The organism is Streptococcus sp. A69 (genome assembly GCF_058556195.1).
Genome location: NZ_JBZUJU010000002.1, coordinates 460,563 through 481,387, shown reverse-complemented (window position 1 = coordinate 481,387; position 20,825 = coordinate 460,563). Strand labels below are relative to the sequence as shown.

Here is a 20,825-nt window from a genome sequence, read left to right as displayed (position 1 = left end):
GAAGATTTGTTTCCAAAAAAGAGCTGGTTGCCCAACTCTTTCCTAACTTCTATTCTTTTTCCATTAAAAAGTCATAGATATCTTGCACCGTACCCAGCGCCATCATTTCTTGGTCTTTGACAGTTTGTTTGAGATTTTGGTAAATCTGACTTTCAGCAATTTCCCTTTTCGGCGCTTCTTTATTGACTGTCATGACACCATCTTTGATCGTCACAAAGCCCAGCTCCTCAAATACTTGGATCATCTTGACCAGCAAGATTTGTTGGATATTGAGATAAACCGCCAAATCTTTGAGCTTGTAGCGAATATCAAACTCTGGGAACTGGTAAATGGTCTTGTACAATTTTGCAAACTGCTCTCTAGTTCCATAACCTGTCAGATAGTAGGCCTTGTCAATGTCATTTTTGAAATAGACAGCAGAGAAATGCTGTTCCTGAAAAATGGCCTTCAGCAAGGTAATATCCTCAGGAATGTTTTTCACAACCACAGCATCACTAGTCGCTAAATCTGGCACCTCTCCAGAGAAATCCAAGACTGGAATTCCCTCTGGCAAGACTGCATTCTTCCCACGAATGTTAAAGAGTTGAACACCTTCCACACGCGCATCCACCATCATCAACTGGAGGGCAGTTTGGCCATTCCATTGGTTGACAGATAGGGTGACTGCTAATTCTAAGTTTTTTGTTTGAGCAAACTCTGTTGCCCATCTCCCTTGTCCGAAGGCCACCACTTCAAAACTCGCCTCATCCTTGGAAATTTTTAGTTTGAGGTGGGCATTGCCTGCTCCCATGGTTCTGGCACTTTCGACATGAAAATCCTTGATATAAAAGACAGGTTTCTGATTATCCATTCCAAAAGGTGCCAAGCGTTCAAAGCTTTTAACCGTTTCTAAACTAAGAGTCTCCAAATCCAGCTCTTCATCTAGATTTAACTTGTTCTTGCCAGCAGCATCTGCGCCTTTTTCACGGACATAGTCTTCCAAAACCTGAGATAAATCTGAAAGTTTCTCAACTTCCAGCGTCATTCCTGCTGCACCAGCATGGCCACCAAAGGCTATGAAGAGGTCGCGATGGGGGTCTAGGGCTTCAAAAATATCGACTGCTTCCACACTACGAGCGCTACCCTTAGCACGACCCTCCTCTATATTAAGAACGATGACTGTCTGCCCTAGTTCTTCCAGCAAACGACCAGCAACGATACCCAGAACGCCAGGATTCCAGCCTTCCTTGGCCAAGACCTGGACCTTCTTCTCAGGATCCACCATGGTCTTAGCTTCTTCATAGATAGACTGAACAATTTCCTTGCGCTCTTCGTTTTTCTGATGAATCATGAGGGCGATCTCATGCGCTTCCTCGTCGTCAAAGCCAGTCAGCAAATCAATGGCGGGATTGGGATCGTCCAAGCGCCCCAAGGCATTTAAACGAGGAGCAATCTGGAAACCAACCGTTTCTTCTGTCACTTCATTAGCAGCAATCCCAGCCATGTCTAGCATTTCTTGTAGGCCAATACGCTGAGTATGTCCCAACATTTCCAGACCATATTGAACCATGATGCGGTTTTCATCCGTCAAGCTCACCATATCTGCAATAGTTCCGATAGCAACCAAATCAAGCAATTCCACTTGCACTTCTTCTAAAAGAGCGCAAGCCAGCTTGAAAGCCACTCCACAACCAGCTAACTGTTTGAAGGGATAGTCCGCATCTGGATGCTCAGGGTGAACAATCGCATAGGCATCAGGAAGAGTTTCCGGCATGGAATGGTGGTCGGTCACAATGACATCCACTCCCATAGACTGGGCCAATTCAATGGCTTCATGGCCAGCAACCCCATTGTCCACCGTCACAATCAAGGAAATTCCCTCTTGCTCGATAAAGTATTTATAGACACTGGCATTGGGACCATAGCCATCTGTAAAACGATTGGGCAAATAAACTCGACACTCGGCGCCAAGCTGTTCCAAACTTTCCTTCACAATCGAAGCTGAAGTCATACCGTCCGCATCGTAGTCTCCATAGATGAGAATGTCTTCCCCTTCTTCAATGGCCTGACGAATCCGTTCCACTGCCTTGTCCATATCATGGAGCAGATAGGGGTCATGCAAGTCCTCCAAGGAAGGTTCTAAAAACTTTTTCAGGCTTTCTTCGTCCTGAATCCCTCTTTCAAATAATAACCGTGCTACCTCGGGACCCAGTCCAGCCTTCTTGGCTATCTTTGTAAAATCCGCGTCTTCAACCTGCGGGGCAAACTGCCATTCATAAGTAGGAGTTATCAAAAAAACATCCACTCTTTCTAAGAATTCTATCGTTTCATTATAACATGATTTAGGCATTTTCTCTATTCAGATTGCTTTTTTATAACATTTTAGTGAATTTTTTTCAGATATGATTTGACAAGAACACTCTTTTGTTGTAGAATCATGTTATAAAATCTAACACAAAGGAGATCTCTCATGGCTTTAGTAGAATTTAAAAACGTCGAAAAATATTACGGAGACTACCACGCACTCCGCGACATCAATCTCCGTTTTGAAAAAGGACAAGTTGTTGTCCTGCTTGGACCTTCCGGCTCTGGGAAGTCCACTCTTATCCGTACGATCAATGGTTTAGAGGCTGTTGACAAAGGAAGTCTCCTGGTCAATGGACACCAAGTAGCAGGTGCTAGTCAGAAAGATTTAGTTCCTCTTCGTAAGGAAGTCGGCATGGTTTTTCAACATTTTAATCTTTATCCACACAAAACAGTGTTAGAAAATGTAACACTCGCACCCGTAAAAGTTCTAGGAATTGATAAAAAAGAAGCTGAAAAAACAGCCCAAAAATATCTGGAATTTGTAAATATGTGGGACAAGAAAGATTCCTATCCCGCCATGCTATCTGGTGGTCAAAAACAGCGGATCGCCATTGCTCGTGGTCTTGCCATGCATCCGGAGCTCCTCCTCTTTGATGAGCCAACATCTGCTCTTGACCCTGAAACCATCGGAGATGTTCTAGCAGTTATGCAAAAACTGGCGCATGATGGGATGAACATGATCATCGTTACCCACGAAATGGGCTTTGCCCGTGAAGTTGCGGACCGCATCATCTTTATGGCTGACGGGGAAGTTTTAGTAGATACGACAGATGTCGATGACTTTTTCGACAATCCAAGCGAACCTCGTGCACAACAATTCCTCAGCAAAATCATCAACCACGAAAGTGACAAAGTAAAATAAGGAGGTCTCTATGAAAAAGAAATTCTTTTTATCAGCAATAGTGATTAGCCTTTTCGGCCTTGCTGCTGCCAAACCAGTCCAAGCCGATACCAGTATCGCAGACATTCAAAAAAGAGGCGAGCTCGTTGTCGGTGTCAAACAAGACGTTCCCAATTTTGGCTACAAGGATCCCAAGACAGGGACTTATTCTGGTATCGAAACTGACCTTGCCAAGATGATTGCAGACGAACTCAAGGTCAAGATTCGCTACGTTCCAGTTACCGCTCAAACCCGCGGACCACTATTAGACAATGAACAGGTCGACATGGATATCGCAACCTTCACCATCACAGAAGAACGTAAAAAACTCTACAACTTTACCAGTCCCTACTATACGGACGCTTCTGGCTTTTTGGTCAACAAATCTGCCAACATTAAAAGCATTGAGGGCCTAAACGGAAAAACCATTGGGGTTGCCCAAGGATCCATCACCCAACGCTTGATTACCGAACTGGGTAAAAAGAAAGGTCTAACCTTTAAATTTGTCGAACTTGGTTCCTACCCAGAATTGATTACTTCCCTTCACGCTCACCGTATTGATGCCTTTTCCGTGGATCGCTCTATCCTATCAGGTTACATCAGTAAACGAACAGAATTGCTAGATGATAGTTTCAAGCCATCTGACTACGGTATCGTTACCAAGAAATCAAATACCGAGCTAAACGACTATCTCGATAACTTGGTTACCAAATGGAGCAAGGATGGCAGTTTGCAAAAACTTTATGACCGTTACAAGCTCAAACCATCTAGCCATACTGCAGATTAAGGAGGACACCCCATGACAGATTTATCATCTTGGACAGCCTATTTTCAGGATCTTGGACAATTTTTCAATGGCTTCCTCTTTACTCTTGCCCTAGCAATCGGATCCTTTATCCTCGCCATGGTCTTGGGTATCTTCTTTGGAGCCATGTCAACTAGCAAGCGCCCAATTTTGCGCATTTTAGCTCGCATCTTTGTCGAATTTTACCAAAATACTCCCCTCTTGGTGCAGTTTGTCATCGTCTTCTATGGTTTGCCTCTTATCAGTGACCATACCATCATGATTCCGATTTATTGGACAGCTGTTCTCTGCGTCGGACTTTATCACGGTGCCTATATTGCTGAGGTTATTCGTTCAGGGATTCAGTCCATCCCTAATGGTCAGATGGAGGCCGCCTTATCACAAGGTTTCACCTATATCAGTGCCATGCGATTGATTATCTTGCCTCAGGCCTTCCGTATCATTCTCCCTCCTTTGACCAACCAAATCGTCAACCTTATCAAGAATACTTCAACGGTTGCTGTCATCTCTGGGGTGGACTTGATGTTTGTGACCAAGTCTTGGTCAGCTCTCAACGGAAACTACATCCCAGCCTTTCTAGGTGCTGCCTTACTCTACTTTGCCCTATGCTTCCCTGTCGCCCAATTTGGTCGCAAGATGGAGCAAGCCAATAAAAAAGCCTATTCACTTTAGGAGGTTACTATGGAATCTATTTTAGAAGTTTTGACCCCAGATAACCTAGCCTTTATCTTTAAAGGATTTGGCTTGACCCTCTACATTTCTCTAATTGCTATCGTCCTCTCGACCCTTATCGGAACAGTACTAGCCGTCATGAGAAATGGGAAAAATCCTGTCTTACGGATCATCTCCAGCATTTATATCGAGTTTGTACGTAACGTTCCCAACCTTCTCTGGATTTTCACCATCTTTTTAGTGTTTAAGATGAAGTCCACACCAGCTGGTATCACTGCCTTTACTCTCTTTACCTCAGCAGCATTGGCTGAGATTATCCGGGGCGGTCTTAATGCCGTGGACAAGGGCCAGTATGAAGCAGGAATGTCGCAAGGATTCACCTCTGCGCAAATCCTCTACTACATCATTCTCCCACAAGCGATCCGTAAAATGCTGCCAGCTATCATTTCTCAGTTTGTAACTGTGATTAAGGATACCAGTCTTCTCTACTCTGTTATCGCCCTACAAGAACTCTTTGGCGCCAGCCAAATTCTCATGGGTCGTTATTTCGAACCAGAGCAAGTCTTCAGTCTTTATATCCTGATTGCCTTGATTTACTTTATCTTTAACTTTGCCATTTCTAGCCTGTCTCATAAGCTAGCAAAACGTTGGCAACAAGCCGCAGAATAAAAAAAGAAATGTGAACTCAAAACAAGGGTTCATATTTTTTGCTATAAATGAAAAAGGGCAACTCAATGCTATGCAAGCGTTTTACTTTTTGGTAAAATAACTTTAAAACCATAACGCAAGGAGAAAAACAATGATTCAAGACCTTTGCAAAGAATTCTCTCAACTGGAACAAGTAGAAGCTATTGCTCTTGGTGGTTCTCGTGCAGGGCAAGCCTACGATCAAAATTCTGACTATGACGTTTATACTCTTCTATTGATGAGGCGATTCGACGAGATATCTTGAGTAAGTATTGTTCTTATATGGACATTGGAAACCAGTTTTGGGAATTAGAGGACGACTGTGTACTAAACAACGGTATCCAAATCGAGCTGATTTATCGTTCGCTGGAGTCGTTTGAACAAGAATTGAACTCAACCATTTTTCAACACAAAGCTCAAAATGCTTATACAACTTGCATGTGGCATAATCTACTCCACAGCAAGATTCTATACGATCCGAATGGAATCTATGCTTCGCTCCAAAGAACCTACCAGATTCCCTATCCACAGGAACTCAAAAAGCATATCATTGAAAGGCAACTCCTTTTGCTAGAACAAGCCATGCCTGCCTTCTCTCACCAAATAGAAAAAGCTATCAAACGCCAAGATCTTCTCAGTATGAATCACCGCTCAAGTGAATTTTTTGCTTCCTACTTTGACTTGTTGTTTGCGCTCAATGAGCAAACCCATCCTGGTGAAAAACGGATGCTGGGGTACGCAAAGGCCCATTGTACTCTCCTCCCTAAGCAATTTGAAGAAACTATTCGCAAGTATTTCCAACTACTCTATCAACCACAACAAGGAGAACAAGCGATCGTAACCTTGCAAACTATCCTGAAGGAACTAAAAGCCATTTTGCCATAGACCAAAAAGAAAATGTGAACCTCTGTTGCTGTTCACATTTTTATTTGTCGTTGACTGTAAAATTCTAGTCTACTCATATTCAGTTGCCTATTTTTGACTCTCTCTGAAAATCTGCAACTAGGTTAGAAATTGTTCAATTGATTGACGAGCAATCATGAAGCCGTTCCAAAAACCGCACTCACAATCACTTACCCTGCTCTTTCATTACTAGTGACAATTTTTCCCTTAGGGTTACTACAAGATTTTTTAGAGATTCTAACAAGAATTACAATATGAATTTTACATATTACCATAGAACACCTCTATAGGAGAAAATCAGAGCTAAAATCAACAAAACATAGAGGGCGATAAAAAGCCATCTCATCTTCACACATAGAGCAATATATTCTCTGATAAAGGCCGATGGGATATAGTAGGCGGCTGTACGGCAACCAAGGCCATCTCCCTTCATCCCAATACGGCGAGCATAGGTACTGGTACGAAAAACATGGTAATCATTGGTCACAAAGAGAAAACGTGGACTGGTCACCAGCTTCTCTCCCATTTCTTTTGAGAAGAGAAGATTCTCATAGGTCGTCGTTGAGTCTTCCTCTAGGAGAATCGCTTCTCTCGGAATATCTGTCTCTTCCAACAAATAATTACAAATCGCCTGAGCTTCGGATATCTTTTCATCTCCACCTTGACCACCACTCGCGATGATTTTAACATTGGGATTAAGAGACTGGCGATAGGCTTCTACTGCCTTATCAATGCGACTCTTTAGTAAGGGAGTCACTTTTTCTCCATTCAACAAACCTGCTCCGTGAATGATGATAAAATCATAATATTTTTTCTTAGGAATAAAAAGATACAGGATAGAATAAAGCAGAAATCCTGCAAAGGCAAAACCAAAAATCAAATACGAATAAATCAAAAAGAAAAAGATAATATTCACTAGATGATTGGTGTAAAACAAGCCCTTGGTATCGCTCACTCGAATCGCCATGATCACAAAAAAGAATAGAATCACACAACCTAATCCTAGAGACAAATAATTTGCCTTGGATTTTCCTTCTTTTTTCAATAACACGAATCCATTATAAATAAGGAAAAAACTACTTAGAAAAACTAAAAGAGGCAGCAGGAGAAAAATCCCTGCAAAGAAAACCATGTGCACTTCTTTCTGCCCAGCTTCGTAAAAAAGATTGGCAATGGACATATAAGAAAAGAGCAGAGACAAAAGCAAGAGAGCTGGATTCCAGAGACTGCGATTGTCCCTTAAAAACGAAACGAGAAAAAGTAGGACAAAAAATCCTGTGATAAAGTACATAGTCTCCTCCTTTAATGTCTACATTGTACCATAATTATGGCAATAGAAAAAGAGGAGCCTAGCCCTCTTATTTTGCTATTCTTGCTTCTGCATCTGCCACAACCTGAGCCAGACTCATCTGACGAAGTTGATTTTCCATAGCTACTTGGATATCCAGCAATTTCTGATCCAAGACCTTATGAATATTAGCCCCTACTGGACAGTTAGGATTGGGATTGTCATGGAAACTAAAGAGTTTGCCAGATTTTCCTAGACATTCGACAGCCTGATACACATCAAAAAGGCTAATATCTTGGAGGTCTTTTATTATCTCAGTTCCGCCCGTCCCACGCGCAACTGAAATCAATCCTGCTTTTTTGAGTTGCGACAAAGTCTTACGGATAATGACTGGATTAACTCCAACGCTAGCTGCGAGAAAATCACTGGTCACCTTACTTTCCTGGCCCTTGATAGCAATGATAATTAGCATATGGGTCGCAATGGTAAATCGACTTGAAATTTGCATTTTGTTCCCCTTTCACCTGAGATTCTCATCGTCTCTCTTCTCATACTCATTATACCCCTTTTTGATGTCATGTCAATCATTACTACTATCTAACCATGCATCCAACTCAATATCATGCCCCTGTTTTTGAGCAATCTCATACAGAAGTTCCTGGTTATGAGTGTGGTGAATCCCATTTACCAAACTTTCATAATAGACCTGGAAATAGGGGAGCTTTAAATCTTTAGCCAACTGCAATTCGGCTTCTACATCATAATCCACTCGACGAAAATCAACATCAGCCAAACCTGCTTCATCAAACTCTAAGATCATATACTGGGCCCGCAGGTCCTTACGCAACTTCGCATCTAGAAAGAAGGGTTGTCCAATGGACCCTGGATTAAGAATCAACTGTCCATCACTTCCATAACGAAGCAACTGTTGGTGGATATGACCATATACTGCGATGGAGGCATGCGGTTCCGTCACTAATCTATCAAAATCTTCTTGTTTTCCCGTATGAATCAACTCCCTACCCCAGTTTTTATCAGGGAGATGGTGAGTGATTCCCACCATCAAATCACCAAACTGACGATGAACTTGCATGGGTTGATTGTGGAGGTCTTCGATTTCTTCAGGGCTGATTTCTTCTAATATATACTGGCATTGACGTAGGAGGTAGCGATGACTAGCTTTTGTCAAATCTAGCTTACGATGCAAGCCTCTCCAGAGACTATTTTCCCAATTTCCCAGAACTCTTACTGTAATAGGCAAACTTGCTAAAAGATCCAAGATCCTTCTACGTCCTGTTCCTGGCATCAGAATATCCCCTAAAAGCCAGTATTGGTCTACCTCTGCAGCTTTAGCATCAGCCAGCACAGCTTCCAGGGCTGTCGTATTCCCATGTATGTCTGAAAGAACTGCTATTTTGGTCATTCTTTCTCCTCATTTCCTCTTACTTCTTTTGTTAGTATTATAGCAGAAAACACTCAAAAAGAGCACTATCACTACTCACTGGATTAACTTGTAAAGGCTTCCAAGACGTGCTATAATATAAGCAGAGAGTTCCCCTTCATTTAGGATTATGTGGTCTTCAACATCTCTCAATTTTTGTAGATTGGAGGACTATTGCCATGCGGAAATATCTTAAGTATATTCCATACTACCTTGTCATTTTCTTCTTTTACTGGCCCCTCTATGAGCTGCTTTTACTGTTGATATCTGATTCTTATACGCTGAAGGGACTTTACATTTATAACATCCTCCTCTTTTCTCCCCTAGTAACCTTTATCGTATCGCTACTTTATAGCTATCGATTTCGTTTCTCACTTTGGTGGCTACTCGGTATTGGTCTGGTCTTTTGCTTTACCATCATCACTTTTGGTGAGTTCATCCTGCTTTACTTCCTAGCCTATGAACTCTTTGCCCTACTTGGCTTGGCTGCTGGCATGGGTATCAAGCATGTCTTCCAAAGAGAGAAAAACAAAAAAATTATACAAAAACCTTGAAAATTCTCGCAATCATGCTATAATAATGCATAGAGACAAGTCACTTAGTCCCTTTCTACTAGAGAGTGCGTGGTTGCTGGAAACGCATAGAAAGCCTAAACTGATACTACTCTACTGACTTTTATGCAAACATAAAACGGTGGCTACGTTAAAGCCAATCTGAGGTGTCCCTCTTTTTGAGGAACATAAATGAAGGTGGAACCACGTTGCGACGTCCTTTTATGGATGTCGCTTTTTGATTTATTAACGAAAAATCAAAAGGAATTTCTATTTATATTTCAAGGGCACCTTCACTATAACTAGGCTAATAAAAACTTTATAAGGAGAAAACCATGATTAAGATTACTTTCCCAGATGGCGCTGTTCGTGAATTCGAATCTGGCGTGACAACTTTTGAAATTGCCCAATCTATCAGCAATTCCCTAGCTAAAAAAGCTCTCGCTGGTAAATTCAACGGCAAACTCATCGACACGACTCGTGCTATCACTGAAGATGGAAGCATCGAAATCGTGACACCTGATCACGAAGATGCCCTTCCAATCTTGCGCCACTCAGCGGCTCACTTATTCGCCCAAGCAGCTCGTCGCCTTTTCACAGACATTCATTTGGGTGTCGGTCCAGCTATCGAAGACGGCTTCTACTACGATACAGACAATACTGCTGGCCAAATCTCTAACGAGGACCTTCCTCGTATCGAAGAAGAAATGAAGAAAATCGTTAAAGAAAACTTCCCATCAATCCGTGAAGAAGTTACCAAAGACGAGGCCCGTGAAATCTTTAAAAATGACCCTTACAAGTTGGAATTGATTGAAGAACACTCAGAAGACGAAGGTGGTTTGACTATCTACCGTCAGGGCGAATACGTAGACCTCTGCCGTGGTCCTCACGTCCCATCAACAGGTCGTATCCAAATCTTCCACCTGCTCAACGTAGCTGGTGCCTACTGGCGTGGAAATAGCGACAACGCGATGATGCAACGAATCTACGGTACAGCTTGGTTTGACAAGAAAGACTTGAAGAACTACCTTCAAATGCGTGAAGAAGCCAAGGAACGTGACCACCGTAAACTCGGTAAAGAGCTTGACCTCTTCATGATTTCACAAGAAGTCGGACAAGGTTTACCATTCTGGTTACCAAACGGAGCAACTATCCGTCGTGAATTGGAACGCTACATTGTTGACAAGGAAATCGCTGCAGGCTACCAACATGTTTACACTCCACCAATTGCCTCAGTGGAACTCTATAAAACTTCTGGTCACTGGGATCACTACCGTGAAGATATGTTCCCAACTATGGACATGGGAGACGGTGAAGAGTTTGTCCTCCGCCCAATGAACTGTCCTCACCATATCGAAGTTTATAAACACCATGTACACTCATACCGTGAATTACCAATCCGTATCGCTGAGATTGGCATGATGCACCGATATGAAAAATCTGGCGCCCTTACAGGTCTTCAACGTGTACGTGAAATGTCCCTCAATGATGGCCATACTTTTGTAGCTCCAGAACAAATTGAGGAAGAATTCAAGAAAATTCTTCAATTGATTATCGACGTGTATGAAGACTTTAATTTGACAGATTACCGTTTCCGCTTGTCTTATCGTGACCCAGAAGATAAACACAAATACTTTGACAACGATGAGATGTGGGAAAATGCACAACGCATGTTGAAAGCAGCTGTTGATGACATGGGTGTTGAATACTACGAAGCTGAAGGTGAAGCAGCCTTTTATGGACCAAAATTGGATATCCAAGTGAAAACAGCTCTTGGTAAGGAAGAAACTCTTTCTACCATCCAGTTGGACTTCTTGCTTCCAGAACGCTTCGACCTCAAATACATTGGGGCTGATGGTGAAGAACACCGTCCTGTTATGATCCACCGTGGTGTTATTTCAACCATGGAACGCTTTACAGCTATCTTGATTGAGAACTACAAGGGTGCCTTCCCAACATGGCTTGCACCACATCAAGTAACCCTCATCCCCGTTTCTAACGAAAAACACGTAGACTACGCATGGGAAGTGGCGAAGAAACTCCGTGACCGTGGTGTCCGTGCCGACGTAGATGAGCGCAATGAAAAAATGCAGTTCAAGATCCGTGCTTCACAAACAAGCAAGATTCCTTACCAATTGATCGTTGGGGACAAGGAAATGGAAGACGGAACAGTCAACGTTCGTCGCTATGGCCAAAAAGAAACACAAACTGTCTCAGTTGATGACTTTGTTCAAGCTATCCTAGCTGATATCGCCAACAAATCACGCGTTGAGAAATAAAACAATCACAGTCTGAGAAACATTTTTCAGAGCCAGAAAAAGCAACAACTATTTCAGCTGTTGCTTTTTATATTTTATTTAATCTGAGCTAGTAGTGATTGGTCAAACCACCACACAAGATTTGCTTTCATGAGTTAGATAAGGTCAATATCCTCAATCCTTATCTGCTTCATTTTCTTTTACGAGCTCTTTTTGTGAATCCTTTTCAGAGAGTTTTTGATCAATATACTTATCAATGGTTTCATAAAATTCCTTGGTCATCTCACTATCTAATTTTTGCGAATTATTGACTTGATTGACTTTCAATTGAACAGATTCAATACCGTAAGAGGCTTGTTTTTGATGGAGCGTTTCTAATTCTTCGTCTGAAATCGGATCTCCAACAACCGTCAAGACCAATTCATTGTTCCTTGACTTGTAGACTTGATTAATGACCGTGTGATTGGCGAACTCTTTTCCTACAAACTGTTTGATTCCTTCTTTTCGCGCTTGATCTATCGTCAGAGTGACTGCTGAATAACTGGCTGGAAGAACCAATAATACAATCAAGGATGTCAAGCCAATTTTCATTTTAATGTTTAGCTCTTTAAATGAACTTAAGGGAGATTTTCTCATCAAAATTCTTGTTCCAACAATGTTGGCTAGCATGATAAAGACACAGTTGATCAAGAAAAGATAGAGAGCCCCAAATAAAAATCGTACATTCCCATTAGCTAAACCATAGCCTGCAGTACAGATAGGTGGCATCAGAGCTGTTGCAATGGCTACTCCTGGCACGATATTGTTTGCTTCTTTTTTCCTTGAACCAATTACGCCTGCTATCCCACCAGCAATAGCAATGAGAACATCCCAAATGGTTGGAGAGGTTCGTGCAATCAATTCGCTACTTTCATAAGATAAGGGAGAAATCCAGAAATATAGAGTCGAGACAAGCAAGCTGACCAATACTTGAGTAAATAAAACCTCTAGAGATTGCTTGATTAAACGCGTATCAAAAATAGCTAAACCAAATCCGAGTCCAACAATCGGTGTCATAAGAGGCGAAATCAGCATGGCTCCAATAATGACAGCAGTTGAATTCATATTTAGTCCGATAGAGGCAATAAAAATCGCACACATCAAAATCACTGTATCTCTCAATCGAACATGAAGATCATCATATAATTTCTCACGGTATTCAAGTGTTGAATAGTTTCCGGTCATTGGTTACTCCTTTTATTTCATATAATCTTGTTTCTGCTTGGATGATGGTAGAGAGACTTCTGTCCAATCTTACATATTTTTCTTCTCACCTGTTATTCTTTTGAAAATTATCCTTTAAATATCCGTCAGTCCATCCTTAACATTATATCAAAAATTTTACAGTCTTTCTCCAAAGAAATCTATCAATTAAACAGATAGAGAAAGTTATCGTCAACCTCATGGTATCATCGACTACTTCAATGACCTTGAGAACTAAACTAAGCATATGATAAGCAAAGGCCAATGGAGAAATGCAAAAATTACAGGAAGGAAGAAAACTGTCAAGACTTGCTTGTTAATGGTTTGCTTAATCTGCTTTTGATCTAGACCTACCTTTTCGTTCGTGGTCTTCATATCCCTCAGAGAGTTGTTTATAGTAGATAAAATAATTTACTAGGATACACAGTTAAAGATAGAAAAGCCCAGTTGTCTTATCCTGGGCTCTTATCTACTCTTCTCACTCAAGGACTAAGTTCACTTGAGCAAACTGAATCCGCACTATCGTTCCTGTCCCAACCTCAGACTCGATACGAATTTGATGACCAAGTTCTTCAGAAATTTTCTTGGATAGGTAGAGGCCAAGTCCAGATGACTGCTGGGTTAGGCGACCATTATATCCTGAAAAGCCACGTTCAAAGACTCGGAGCACATCACTGTTTTTAATCCCGATTCCCGTATCCTTGATACAGAGCTCCTGGCCTTCCATATAAATCTCTAGTCCACCTTTCTTGGTGTATTTGAGGCTGTTTGAGAGGATTTGTTCAATGACGACCAACAGCCACTTCTTATCGGTCACGATGATTTTGTCAAGGTCATGGAGATTGAGCGTCAGTCCTTTTTGGATAAAGAAAAGGGCATACTTACGAACCACTTCCTTCACCAGATCTTCCACTTGAACCTTCTCAAATACCAAGTCATCGTGGAAACTCTCCAAACGAAGATACTGCAGTACCAGATTGGTATAGGAGTCAATCTTAAAGATTTCCTGTTCCAGTTGCTGCTTGACCTCACGATCAGAGACTTCTGCCACTAAAAGTCGACTAGCTGCAATGGGAGTCTTTATCTGATGAACCCACAAGGTATAGTAATCAAGCAAATCTGTCAGTTTACTTTGGGCTTCTGACTTCCTTTGATACAATTCAGACTCACGCTCTTCGAGTTTTTCCGCTAGCACACACTCCAAAGGAGACTTTGGGTCTCTCTCAGCATAGAGTACTTCCTGACGGTAAACCTGAGCTTCTGCAAATATATCCCAAGCCAAAAATAAGAAAGTCAAAAAACTACTGAGCAGAAAGAAATAAAGAAAATAAGTTCCTAGACTAGCAAATAAAAACTGAAAGAGAAGGATGAGAAAGCCTAATGAAAAAATATAGACAAAGATGCGACTGCGAGAACGCAGATAGGCTAGAAAAAATGATTTCCAATCAAGCATGTTTCAGTCCGTATCCTATCCCTTTCTTGGTTTCGATAAACCCTGCTAAACCTTGCTCCTCCAACTTTTTACGCAAGCGAGCAACGTTGACAGACAAGGTGTTATCATCGATGAAAAAGTCGCTATTCCAGAGTTCTCTCATCAAGTCATCACGCGCCACGATATTGCCAGCATGTTCAAACAGCACTCGCAAAATTTGAAATTCATTCTTGGTCAAACTCAGGACTCCCCCCTGATAGTGCAGGTCCATAGACTTGGTATTGAGGATCACACCCGCATACTCCAGCAGACTTTCATCACGCCCAAATTCGTAAGAACGGCGCAACAAGCCCTGAACCTTGGCAAGGAGCACCTGCTGATCAAAAGGCTTGGTCACAAAATCATCTGCTCCCATATTGATCGCCATGACAATATCCATCGCCTGATCTCTCGAAGACAGAAACATGATAGGTACCTGAGAAATCTTACGAATCTCCTGGCACCAGTGGTAACCATTAAAAAGAGGCAGACCAATATCCATGAGGACCAAATGAGGCTCAGACTGGACAAATAAGCTCAATACTTCCATAAAATCTTCTACCAAAATGACCTCAAAGCCCCACTCAGAGAGCAGTTTCCCCACTTGTTGCCGAATAACTTGGTCATCTTCTACTAGTAAAATCTTGTGCATGCGCTCCTCCTTTGCTCTTATTATAACAGATTTTCCCCATGGATAAAATGCAAACCTGTATTTAAACCAGCTCGCTAGCAATATAGCAAAATCTAGTAAGCCTACTAGCTAATTCTTGGTAAATGTGATAGGATAAACATAGAGAAAGGAGCTTTTATGGCCAATATTTTTGACTACCTCAATGATGTAGCATACGATTCCTTTTATGACCTCCCCGTGAATGAGTTAGATGTTCTTGCCTTGACTGAATTAACCTACCTTGCTTTTGATAATGTAATCACCCAAGAACCAAAGCGTCTCATAGATCTAGCACCTCAAATTCCTAGAGACACGACGATGTTGACCAATAAAAACCGTCTCCAGTTGTTGGATCAACTCTCTCAACACAAACGCTTTAAAAATTGCAAGCTCTCAGACTTTATCAACGATATCGATCCTGAATTGCAAAAACAGTTTGCGGCTATGACTTATCGTATCAGTCTCGATACCTATTTGCTTGTTTTTCGTGGGACGGATGATAGTATCATCGGTTGGAAAGAAGATTTCCATATGACCTATATGAAGGAAATCCCAGCTCAAAAACATGCCCTCCAATATTTAGAGGACTTTTTTGCCCAACATCCCAATCAAAAGATCATCCTAGCAGGGCATTCAAAAGGGGGCAATCTAGCTGTCTATGCTGCCAGTCAACTTGATCCAAACTTGCAGAAAAACATTGTCGCTGTCTACACTTTTGATGCCCCTGGACTTCACAAGGAACTAACCGAAACACCTGGCTATCAAAACATGATGGAAAGAACGAAAGTATTTATCCCACAAGGGTCTATCATCGGGATGATGCTGGAAATTCCGGATAAAAAAATCGTCGTTCGAAGCACCGCCTTAGGTGGCCTTGCCCAGCACGACACCTTTAGTTGGCAGATTGAAGACAAACACTTTGTCCAACTAGACGAGACCAATAGTGATAGTCAGCAAGTCGATACAACCTTCAAGGAATGGGTTGAAACAGTTCCTGACGAAGAACTGCAGCTCTACTTTGACCTCTTTTTTGGAATCATTCTCGATGCGGGCATCTCCTCTATCAACGATCTTTCTTCCTTCAATGCCATTGAACACATTCATCAACTCTTTGTACAAGCTCAATCCCTCACTCCCGAAGAAAGAGAAACCATGGGGCGCTTAACCCAACTCTTGATTGACACCCGCTATCAAGCTTGGAAAAATCGTCAAGGCACGAAAAAGACTTTTTGATACCCTAAGTATCCTCTTCTATGCTATACTTAGTTTAGTACATTCTTTGAGATTGGAGCCAGTATGAAAATCCATAAAACCGTGAATCCCGTTGCCTATGAAAACACTTATTACCTGGAAGGGGATCAACACCTAATTGTGGTGGACCCAGGTAGCCATTGGGAATCTATTCGCAAGACTATTGAGAAAATCAACAAACCAGTCTGCGCGATTCTCCTGACCCATACCCACTACGACCATATTATGAGTCTGGACTTAGTTCGCGAGACTTTTGGAAATCCTCCAGTTTATGTAGCAGAGAGTGAAGCTAGCTGGCTTTATACACCTGTAGATAATCTCTCTGGTCTCCCTCGTCACGACGATATGGCAGATGTGGTCGCAAAACCAGCAGAACACACCTTTGCCTTTCATGAAGAATACCAGCTTAAGGAATTTCGTTTTACAGTTCTACCAACCCCAGGGCACTCTATCGGCGGCGTTTCTATCGTCTTTCCTGATGCTCATCTAGTCTTGACCGGAGATGCTCTATTCCGAGAAACCATCGGACGGACAGACCTTCCTACAGGTAGTACGGAACAACTTCTCCATAGCATTCAGACGCAACTCTTCACTCTTCCTAACTACGATGTCTATCCCGGGCATGGTCCAGCTACGACTATCGCTCACGAAAAGACTTTTAATCCCTTTTTCTAGCAAGCAAAAAACCAAGGATGCTATCCTTGGTTTTTATCTTACCAAATAATCACACGATCCTCTGGTGAACGCCACATACCATCGCCTTCTTTGACATCGTAAGTTGTAAAGAAGTCATCGAAGTTTGGCACTTGCACATTGACACGGAGTTTGGCAGGCGCGTGCACGTCGACACTGGCCATGAGTTTCATCAACTCAGGACGACCTTTCATGCGCCAGATACGAGCAAAGTTGTGGAAGAATTCTTCAGCAGAGAAGTCTGGTTCTCTCTTAGCAGCTTCAAGGGCTGCAGCAATTCCTCCTAGGTCGGCAACATTTTCTGATACAGTTAGTTTTCCGTTGATTCTTGCGCCGTAAGATTCTTGCCCATCAAACTGGTCGATAACTTTCTGCGTTTTTTCTTTAAAGGCAGCATAGTCACTCTCTGTCCACCAATCCTTGAGACTACCATTTTCATCAAAAGAAGCACCATTTGTGTCAAAGGCATGAGAAATCTCGTGAGCAATAACAGCACCAATCCCACCGTAGTTGGCAGAAGACGATTGATGCAAGTCATAGAATGGAGCCTGTAAAATAGCCGCTGGGAAGACAATCAAGTTCTTCTGAGGATTGTAGTAGGCATTGACCATATGAGCTGGCATCCCCCACTCCTTGTAGTCAACCGGTTGGTTCCACTTGCTCCAGCTGTGCTTGATTTCCACACGCGCAAAGGCTAGGGCATTCTCAAAGAGACTAGCAGTTTCATCCACTACTTTGTCCTTGTAGCGTTCTGGCAATTCCTCTGGATAACCGATATAAGGCTTGATGACATTGAGTTTGACAATGGCCTTGTCTCGCGTTTCAGGCGTGAGCCAGTCGTTCTTAGCCAAGCGTTCCTTATAAACGTCAATCATAGTCGCTACTTTTTTCTCTACGTCAGCCTTAGCTTCTGGGGAGAATTTTTCATGCGCATACCAGAGACCAAGAGCCTGCTTGAAAGGACCTTGGGCTAAGTGATAAGCTGCCTTGACCTTGTCCTGTGCTTCTGGCACACCTGAAAGGGCACGTCCGTAAGCACCTGATAAGACACGAATCTCGTCTGTGAGGTAGCTGGTTGAGAGATTGACCACACCCAAAATCAAGGTTGCTTTGAGTAAAGGCCACGCTTCTTCACTATAAAATTGATCTGCTGCTTGCCAGAAACGTTCCTCGTCTACGATAACCTTATCTGGAGTTTGTCCAAGAACTGTTTGGAAGAAATCATCCAATGGAAGTGCAGGGGCAAATTTCTTGAAATCTTCATAAGCGTATGGATGGTAGAGTTTGGCATATTCTGAACTTTCTTCGTTAGAAAGCACTACAGCCGCAGTGCGACGGTCCAATTCCAATCGTTTCTCTAGTAAATCTGCGATTTCCTCATCTGAAAAATCATAGGCTTTGAGAAGATTCGTAGTACTTTCCTTCCACAAACCTAACAACTCCTCACGCTGAGGATGGTCTTCAGCGTAGTAGGTTGTATCTGGCAAGATAGTTCCTGGAGCACTGGCCCAGAGAACATTGGTTCTGGCATCCATAAAGTCTGGTGATACTCCAAATGGAAGGAAGTTTGGCTTCCCTGCTAGTTCAAACTCTGCCAGTTTGCTGGTGAAATCTGCAAAGCTCTCCAAATCTTGGTATTCCTTGAGCATTGGCAAAACAGGATTAATCCCATCTGCTTCTCTCTTGTCAAAATCACGTACCATACGATGGTACTTAACAAAGTTTGCGAGGATGGCATCCTCTGGGACTTTTTCACCTGCCAACCACTTGTCCGTATTCGCCAGCATCAACTCTTCAATTTCCTCATCAAGGTCAATAAAACCACCTGTTCGAGATTTGTCAGCTGGAATAACAGCTGTTTTTTCCCATTCGCCATTGATTGCATCATAAAAATCGTCTTGATAACGTGTCATCTTGTTCTCGCTTTCATTTTTTCACTTATTCTTAGCTTAGCAAAAAACACTTGGGAATGCAATTAAAAATGGTTTCTCTTTTCACTTCATTTTTCAGTTATTATTTTAAATTTTTCAAAAATTAACTTGACTTAATTTTTTTTTTAAGGTATATTAAAAGACAGGAGGAATACAACTGTATGATACGTATCGAAAACCTCAGTGTCTCCTACAAAGAAACGTTGGCACTAAAGGATATTTCACTAGTGCTCCAAGGACCAACTATTACCGGAATTATTGGTCCAAACGGTGCTGGAAAATCAACTTTATTAAAAAGTATGTTGGGAATTATCCCACATGAAGGTCAGGCCTTTCTCGATGACAAAGAATTCAAGAAATCTTTACATCGAGTTGCCTATGTCGAGCAAAAGATCCATATCGACTACAATTTCCCTATCAAGGTCAAGGAATGCGTCTCTCTGGGACTCTATCCATCCATCCCACTCTTTCACACCTTAAAGGCTAGTCACTGGAAAAAAGTGGCAGATGCACTTGAAATCGTTGGACTCTCAGACTATGCTAATCGCCAAATCAGCCAGCTCTCAGGCGGACAATTCCAACGTGTGTTGATTGCCCGCTGTTTAGTGCAGGAAGCTGACTACATCTTTCTAGATGAGCCATTTGTCGGGATTGACTCGGTTAGTGAAGAGATTATCATGAACACGCTGAGAGACCTTAAAAAAGCTGGTAAAACAGTTCTCATCGTCCATCATGACCTCAGCAAAGTCCCCCATTACTTCGACCAAGTTTTGCTTCTCAATCGAGAATTAATAGACCTTGGTCCGACTAAAGAAACCTTTACCGAAGTCAATCTTAAGAAGGCCTACGGTAGCAAACTCTTTTTCAATGGAGGTGACCTATGATAGCAGAATTTATCGATGGATTGCAACATTTCCATTTCCTACAAAACGCCTTGATAACAGCTATAGTCATCGGAGTGGTTGCTGGAGCTGTGGGATGTTTTATCATCCTACGTGGGATGTCTCTCATGGGAGATGCTATCTCTCACGCAGTTTTGCCCGGCGTAGCCCTTTCCTTTATCCTGGGAATTGATTTCTTTATTGGAGCCATTATCTTTGGCTTGATGGCCTCCATCATCATTACCTACATCAAGGGAAACTCTATCATCAAGAGTGACACTGCCATTGGTATTACCTTTTCATCTTTCTTAGCCCTAGGTGTCATCTTGATTAGTGTTGCCAAGAGTTCGACAGACCTCTTCCATATCCTTTTCGGGAATATCCTCGCTGTCCAAGACATGGACATGTGGATTACCATTGGTGTGGGGGCAATCATTCTTTTGATTATCGGGATTTTCTTTAAACAACTATTGATTACATCCTTTGACGAGCTCCTGGCTAAAGCCATGGGAATGCCTGTCAATTTCTACCACTATCTGCTCATGGTGCTCTTGACCCTTGTGTCCGTCACCGCCATGCAAAGTGTTGGAACCATTCTTATCGTTGCCATGCTAATCACTCCAGCTGCGACGGCTTATCTCTATGCTAATAGCCTAAAGAGCATGATTTTCCTTTCATCAAGTCTAGGAGCTCTAGCTTCTGTTGTGGGACTCTTTATCGGCTATAGCTTCAATCTCGCAGCAGGATCGAGCATCGTGCTCACATCTGCCAGTTTCTTTCTCATTAGCTTCTTTATCGCTCCAAAACAACGATATTTGAAACTGAAACATAAAAAAATCAATAAATAAGGGGAGA

The 20,825-nt window shown here is 42.2% G+C and carries 18 protein-coding genes and 2 pseudogenes; 11 read left to right on the top strand and 9 right to left on the bottom strand.

Going from position 1 to position 20,825, the window contains the following annotated elements; all coding sequences use genetic code 11:
- Positions 1 to 49: 49 nt before the first annotated feature.
- Positions 50 to 2,272 carry a single-stranded-DNA-specific exonuclease RecJ gene (gene recJ / locus AC4ME5_RS06340; protein WP_491800433.1) on the bottom strand — a complete coding sequence of 741 codons (2,223 nt, stop codon included), beginning with the start codon at positions 2,270 to 2,272 and terminating at the stop codon, positions 50 to 52.
- 177 nt (positions 2,273 to 2,449) lie between these two features.
- Here recJ and AC4ME5_RS06335 point away from each other — a divergent pair, with 177 nt between their 5' ends.
- From AC4ME5_RS06335 to AC4ME5_RS06315, 5 genes and pseudogenes are all read left to right on the top strand, one after another.
- Complete coding sequence (locus AC4ME5_RS06335) at positions 2,450 to 3,208, top strand: amino acid ABC transporter ATP-binding protein (protein WP_045617531.1); 759 nt, start codon at positions 2,450 to 2,452, stop codon at positions 3,206 to 3,208.
- 10 nt (positions 3,209 to 3,218) lie between these two features.
- Positions 3,219 to 4,013 (top strand): transporter substrate-binding domain-containing protein, encoded by a 795-nt coding sequence (locus tag AC4ME5_RS06330; RefSeq protein ID WP_084939221.1) that lies wholly within the window; start codon positions 3,219 to 3,221, stop codon positions 4,011 to 4,013.
- Between the two features lie 12 nt (positions 4,014 to 4,025).
- Positions 4,026 to 4,703 (top strand): amino acid ABC transporter permease, encoded by a 678-nt coding sequence (locus AC4ME5_RS06325; protein ID WP_084939222.1) that lies wholly within the window; start codon positions 4,026 to 4,028, stop codon positions 4,701 to 4,703.
- A 9-nt stretch (positions 4,704 to 4,712) separates the two neighbouring features.
- Positions 4,713 to 5,372 (top strand): amino acid ABC transporter permease, encoded by a 660-nt coding sequence (locus AC4ME5_RS06320; protein WP_042902757.1) that lies wholly within the window; start codon positions 4,713 to 4,715, stop codon positions 5,370 to 5,372.
- 130 nt (positions 5,373 to 5,502) lie between these two features.
- Positions 5,503 to 6,275, top strand: a pseudogene (locus tag AC4ME5_RS06315) (DUF4037 domain-containing protein).
- 286 nt (positions 6,276 to 6,561) lie between these two features.
- On the opposite strand, the gene AC4ME5_RS06310 reads toward AC4ME5_RS06315, so the two are convergent.
- From AC4ME5_RS06310 to AC4ME5_RS06300, 3 genes are all read right to left on the bottom strand, one after another.
- Entirely contained in the window at positions 6,562 to 7,584 is a 1,023-nt protein-coding gene (locus AC4ME5_RS06310) for a YdcF family protein (RefSeq protein ID WP_491800367.1), read from the bottom strand.
- 67 nt (positions 7,585 to 7,651) lie between these two features.
- The gene (locus AC4ME5_RS06305) at positions 7,652 to 8,089 is read right to left on the bottom strand and encodes an Rrf2 family transcriptional regulator (RefSeq protein ID WP_007517712.1); all 438 of its coding nucleotides are present in this window, start codon (positions 8,087 to 8,089) and stop codon (positions 7,652 to 7,654) included.
- A gap of 72 nt (positions 8,090 to 8,161) precedes the next feature.
- Positions 8,162 to 9,004 carry a metallophosphoesterase family protein gene (locus tag AC4ME5_RS06300; RefSeq protein ID WP_491800366.1) on the bottom strand — a complete coding sequence of 281 codons (843 nt, stop codon included), beginning with the start codon at positions 9,002 to 9,004 and terminating at the stop codon, positions 8,162 to 8,164.
- 197 nt (positions 9,005 to 9,201) lie between these two features.
- Here AC4ME5_RS06300 and AC4ME5_RS06295 point away from each other — a divergent pair, with 197 nt between their 5' ends.
- Both AC4ME5_RS06295 and thrS read left to right on the top strand, forming a co-directional pair.
- Positions 9,202 to 9,576 (top strand): hypothetical protein, encoded by a 375-nt coding sequence (locus AC4ME5_RS06295; protein WP_001233900.1) that lies wholly within the window; start codon positions 9,202 to 9,204, stop codon positions 9,574 to 9,576.
- A gap of 332 nt (positions 9,577 to 9,908) precedes the next feature.
- A complete protein-coding gene (gene thrS, locus AC4ME5_RS06290) occupies positions 9,909 to 11,852 on the top strand; it encodes a threonine--tRNA ligase (RefSeq protein WP_491800365.1) in 1,944 nt (647 codons plus the stop codon).
- Between the two features lie 153 nt (positions 11,853 to 12,005).
- On the opposite strand, the gene AC4ME5_RS06285 is transcribed toward thrS, so the two are convergent.
- The 4 genes and pseudogenes from AC4ME5_RS06285 to AC4ME5_RS06270 form a co-directional block, all read right to left on the bottom strand.
- Positions 12,006 to 13,055 carry a DUF389 domain-containing protein gene (locus AC4ME5_RS06285; protein WP_084872640.1) on the bottom strand — a complete coding sequence of 350 codons (1,050 nt, stop codon included), beginning with the start codon at positions 13,053 to 13,055 and terminating at the stop codon, positions 12,006 to 12,008.
- Between the two features lie 142 nt (positions 13,056 to 13,197).
- Positions 13,198 to 13,476, bottom strand: a pseudogene (locus AC4ME5_RS06280) (ABC transporter permease); the annotation flags it as partial.
- 75 nt (positions 13,477 to 13,551) lie between these two features.
- Positions 13,552 to 14,526 carry a sensor histidine kinase gene (locus AC4ME5_RS06275; protein ID WP_491800364.1) on the bottom strand — a complete coding sequence of 325 codons (975 nt, stop codon included), beginning with the start codon at positions 14,524 to 14,526 and terminating at the stop codon, positions 13,552 to 13,554.
- A complete protein-coding gene (locus AC4ME5_RS06270; RefSeq protein WP_057488649.1) occupies positions 14,519 to 15,196 on the bottom strand; it encodes a response regulator transcription factor in 678 nt (225 codons plus the stop codon). Before AC4ME5_RS06270 ends, AC4ME5_RS06275 begins: the two co-directional genes overlap by 8 nt.
- Positions 15,197 to 15,352: 156 nt before the next feature.
- Between AC4ME5_RS06270 and AC4ME5_RS06265 the strand changes: the two genes are divergently transcribed.
- A complete protein-coding gene (locus AC4ME5_RS06265; RefSeq protein WP_491800363.1) occupies positions 15,353 to 16,447 on the top strand; it encodes a DUF2974 domain-containing protein in 1,095 nt (364 codons plus the stop codon).
- Positions 16,448 to 16,510: 63 nt separating this feature from the next.
- Positions 16,511 to 17,140 carry an MBL fold metallo-hydrolase gene (locus AC4ME5_RS06260; RefSeq protein WP_000690839.1) on the top strand — a complete coding sequence of 210 codons (630 nt, stop codon included), beginning with the start codon at positions 16,511 to 16,513 and terminating at the stop codon, positions 17,138 to 17,140.
- 38 nt (positions 17,141 to 17,178) lie between these two features.
- Here the strand turns inward: AC4ME5_RS06260 and AC4ME5_RS06255 are convergent, their stop codons facing one another.
- A complete protein-coding gene (locus AC4ME5_RS06255) occupies positions 17,179 to 19,071 on the bottom strand; it encodes a M13 family metallopeptidase (protein WP_491800362.1) in 1,893 nt (630 codons plus the stop codon).
- A gap of 179 nt (positions 19,072 to 19,250) precedes the next feature.
- Between AC4ME5_RS06255 and AC4ME5_RS06250 the strand changes: the two genes are divergently transcribed.
- Both AC4ME5_RS06250 and AC4ME5_RS06245 read left to right on the top strand, forming a co-directional pair.
- Positions 19,251 to 19,973 carry a metal ABC transporter ATP-binding protein gene (locus AC4ME5_RS06250; protein WP_491800361.1) on the top strand — a complete coding sequence of 241 codons (723 nt, stop codon included), beginning with the start codon at positions 19,251 to 19,253 and terminating at the stop codon, positions 19,971 to 19,973.
- Positions 19,970 to 20,818 carry a metal ABC transporter permease gene (locus AC4ME5_RS06245; RefSeq protein ID WP_084937391.1) on the top strand — a complete coding sequence of 283 codons (849 nt, stop codon included), beginning with the start codon at positions 19,970 to 19,972 and terminating at the stop codon, positions 20,816 to 20,818. Before AC4ME5_RS06250 ends, AC4ME5_RS06245 begins: the two co-directional genes overlap by 4 nt.
- The last annotated feature ends 7 nt before the right edge of the window (positions 20,819 to 20,825 follow it).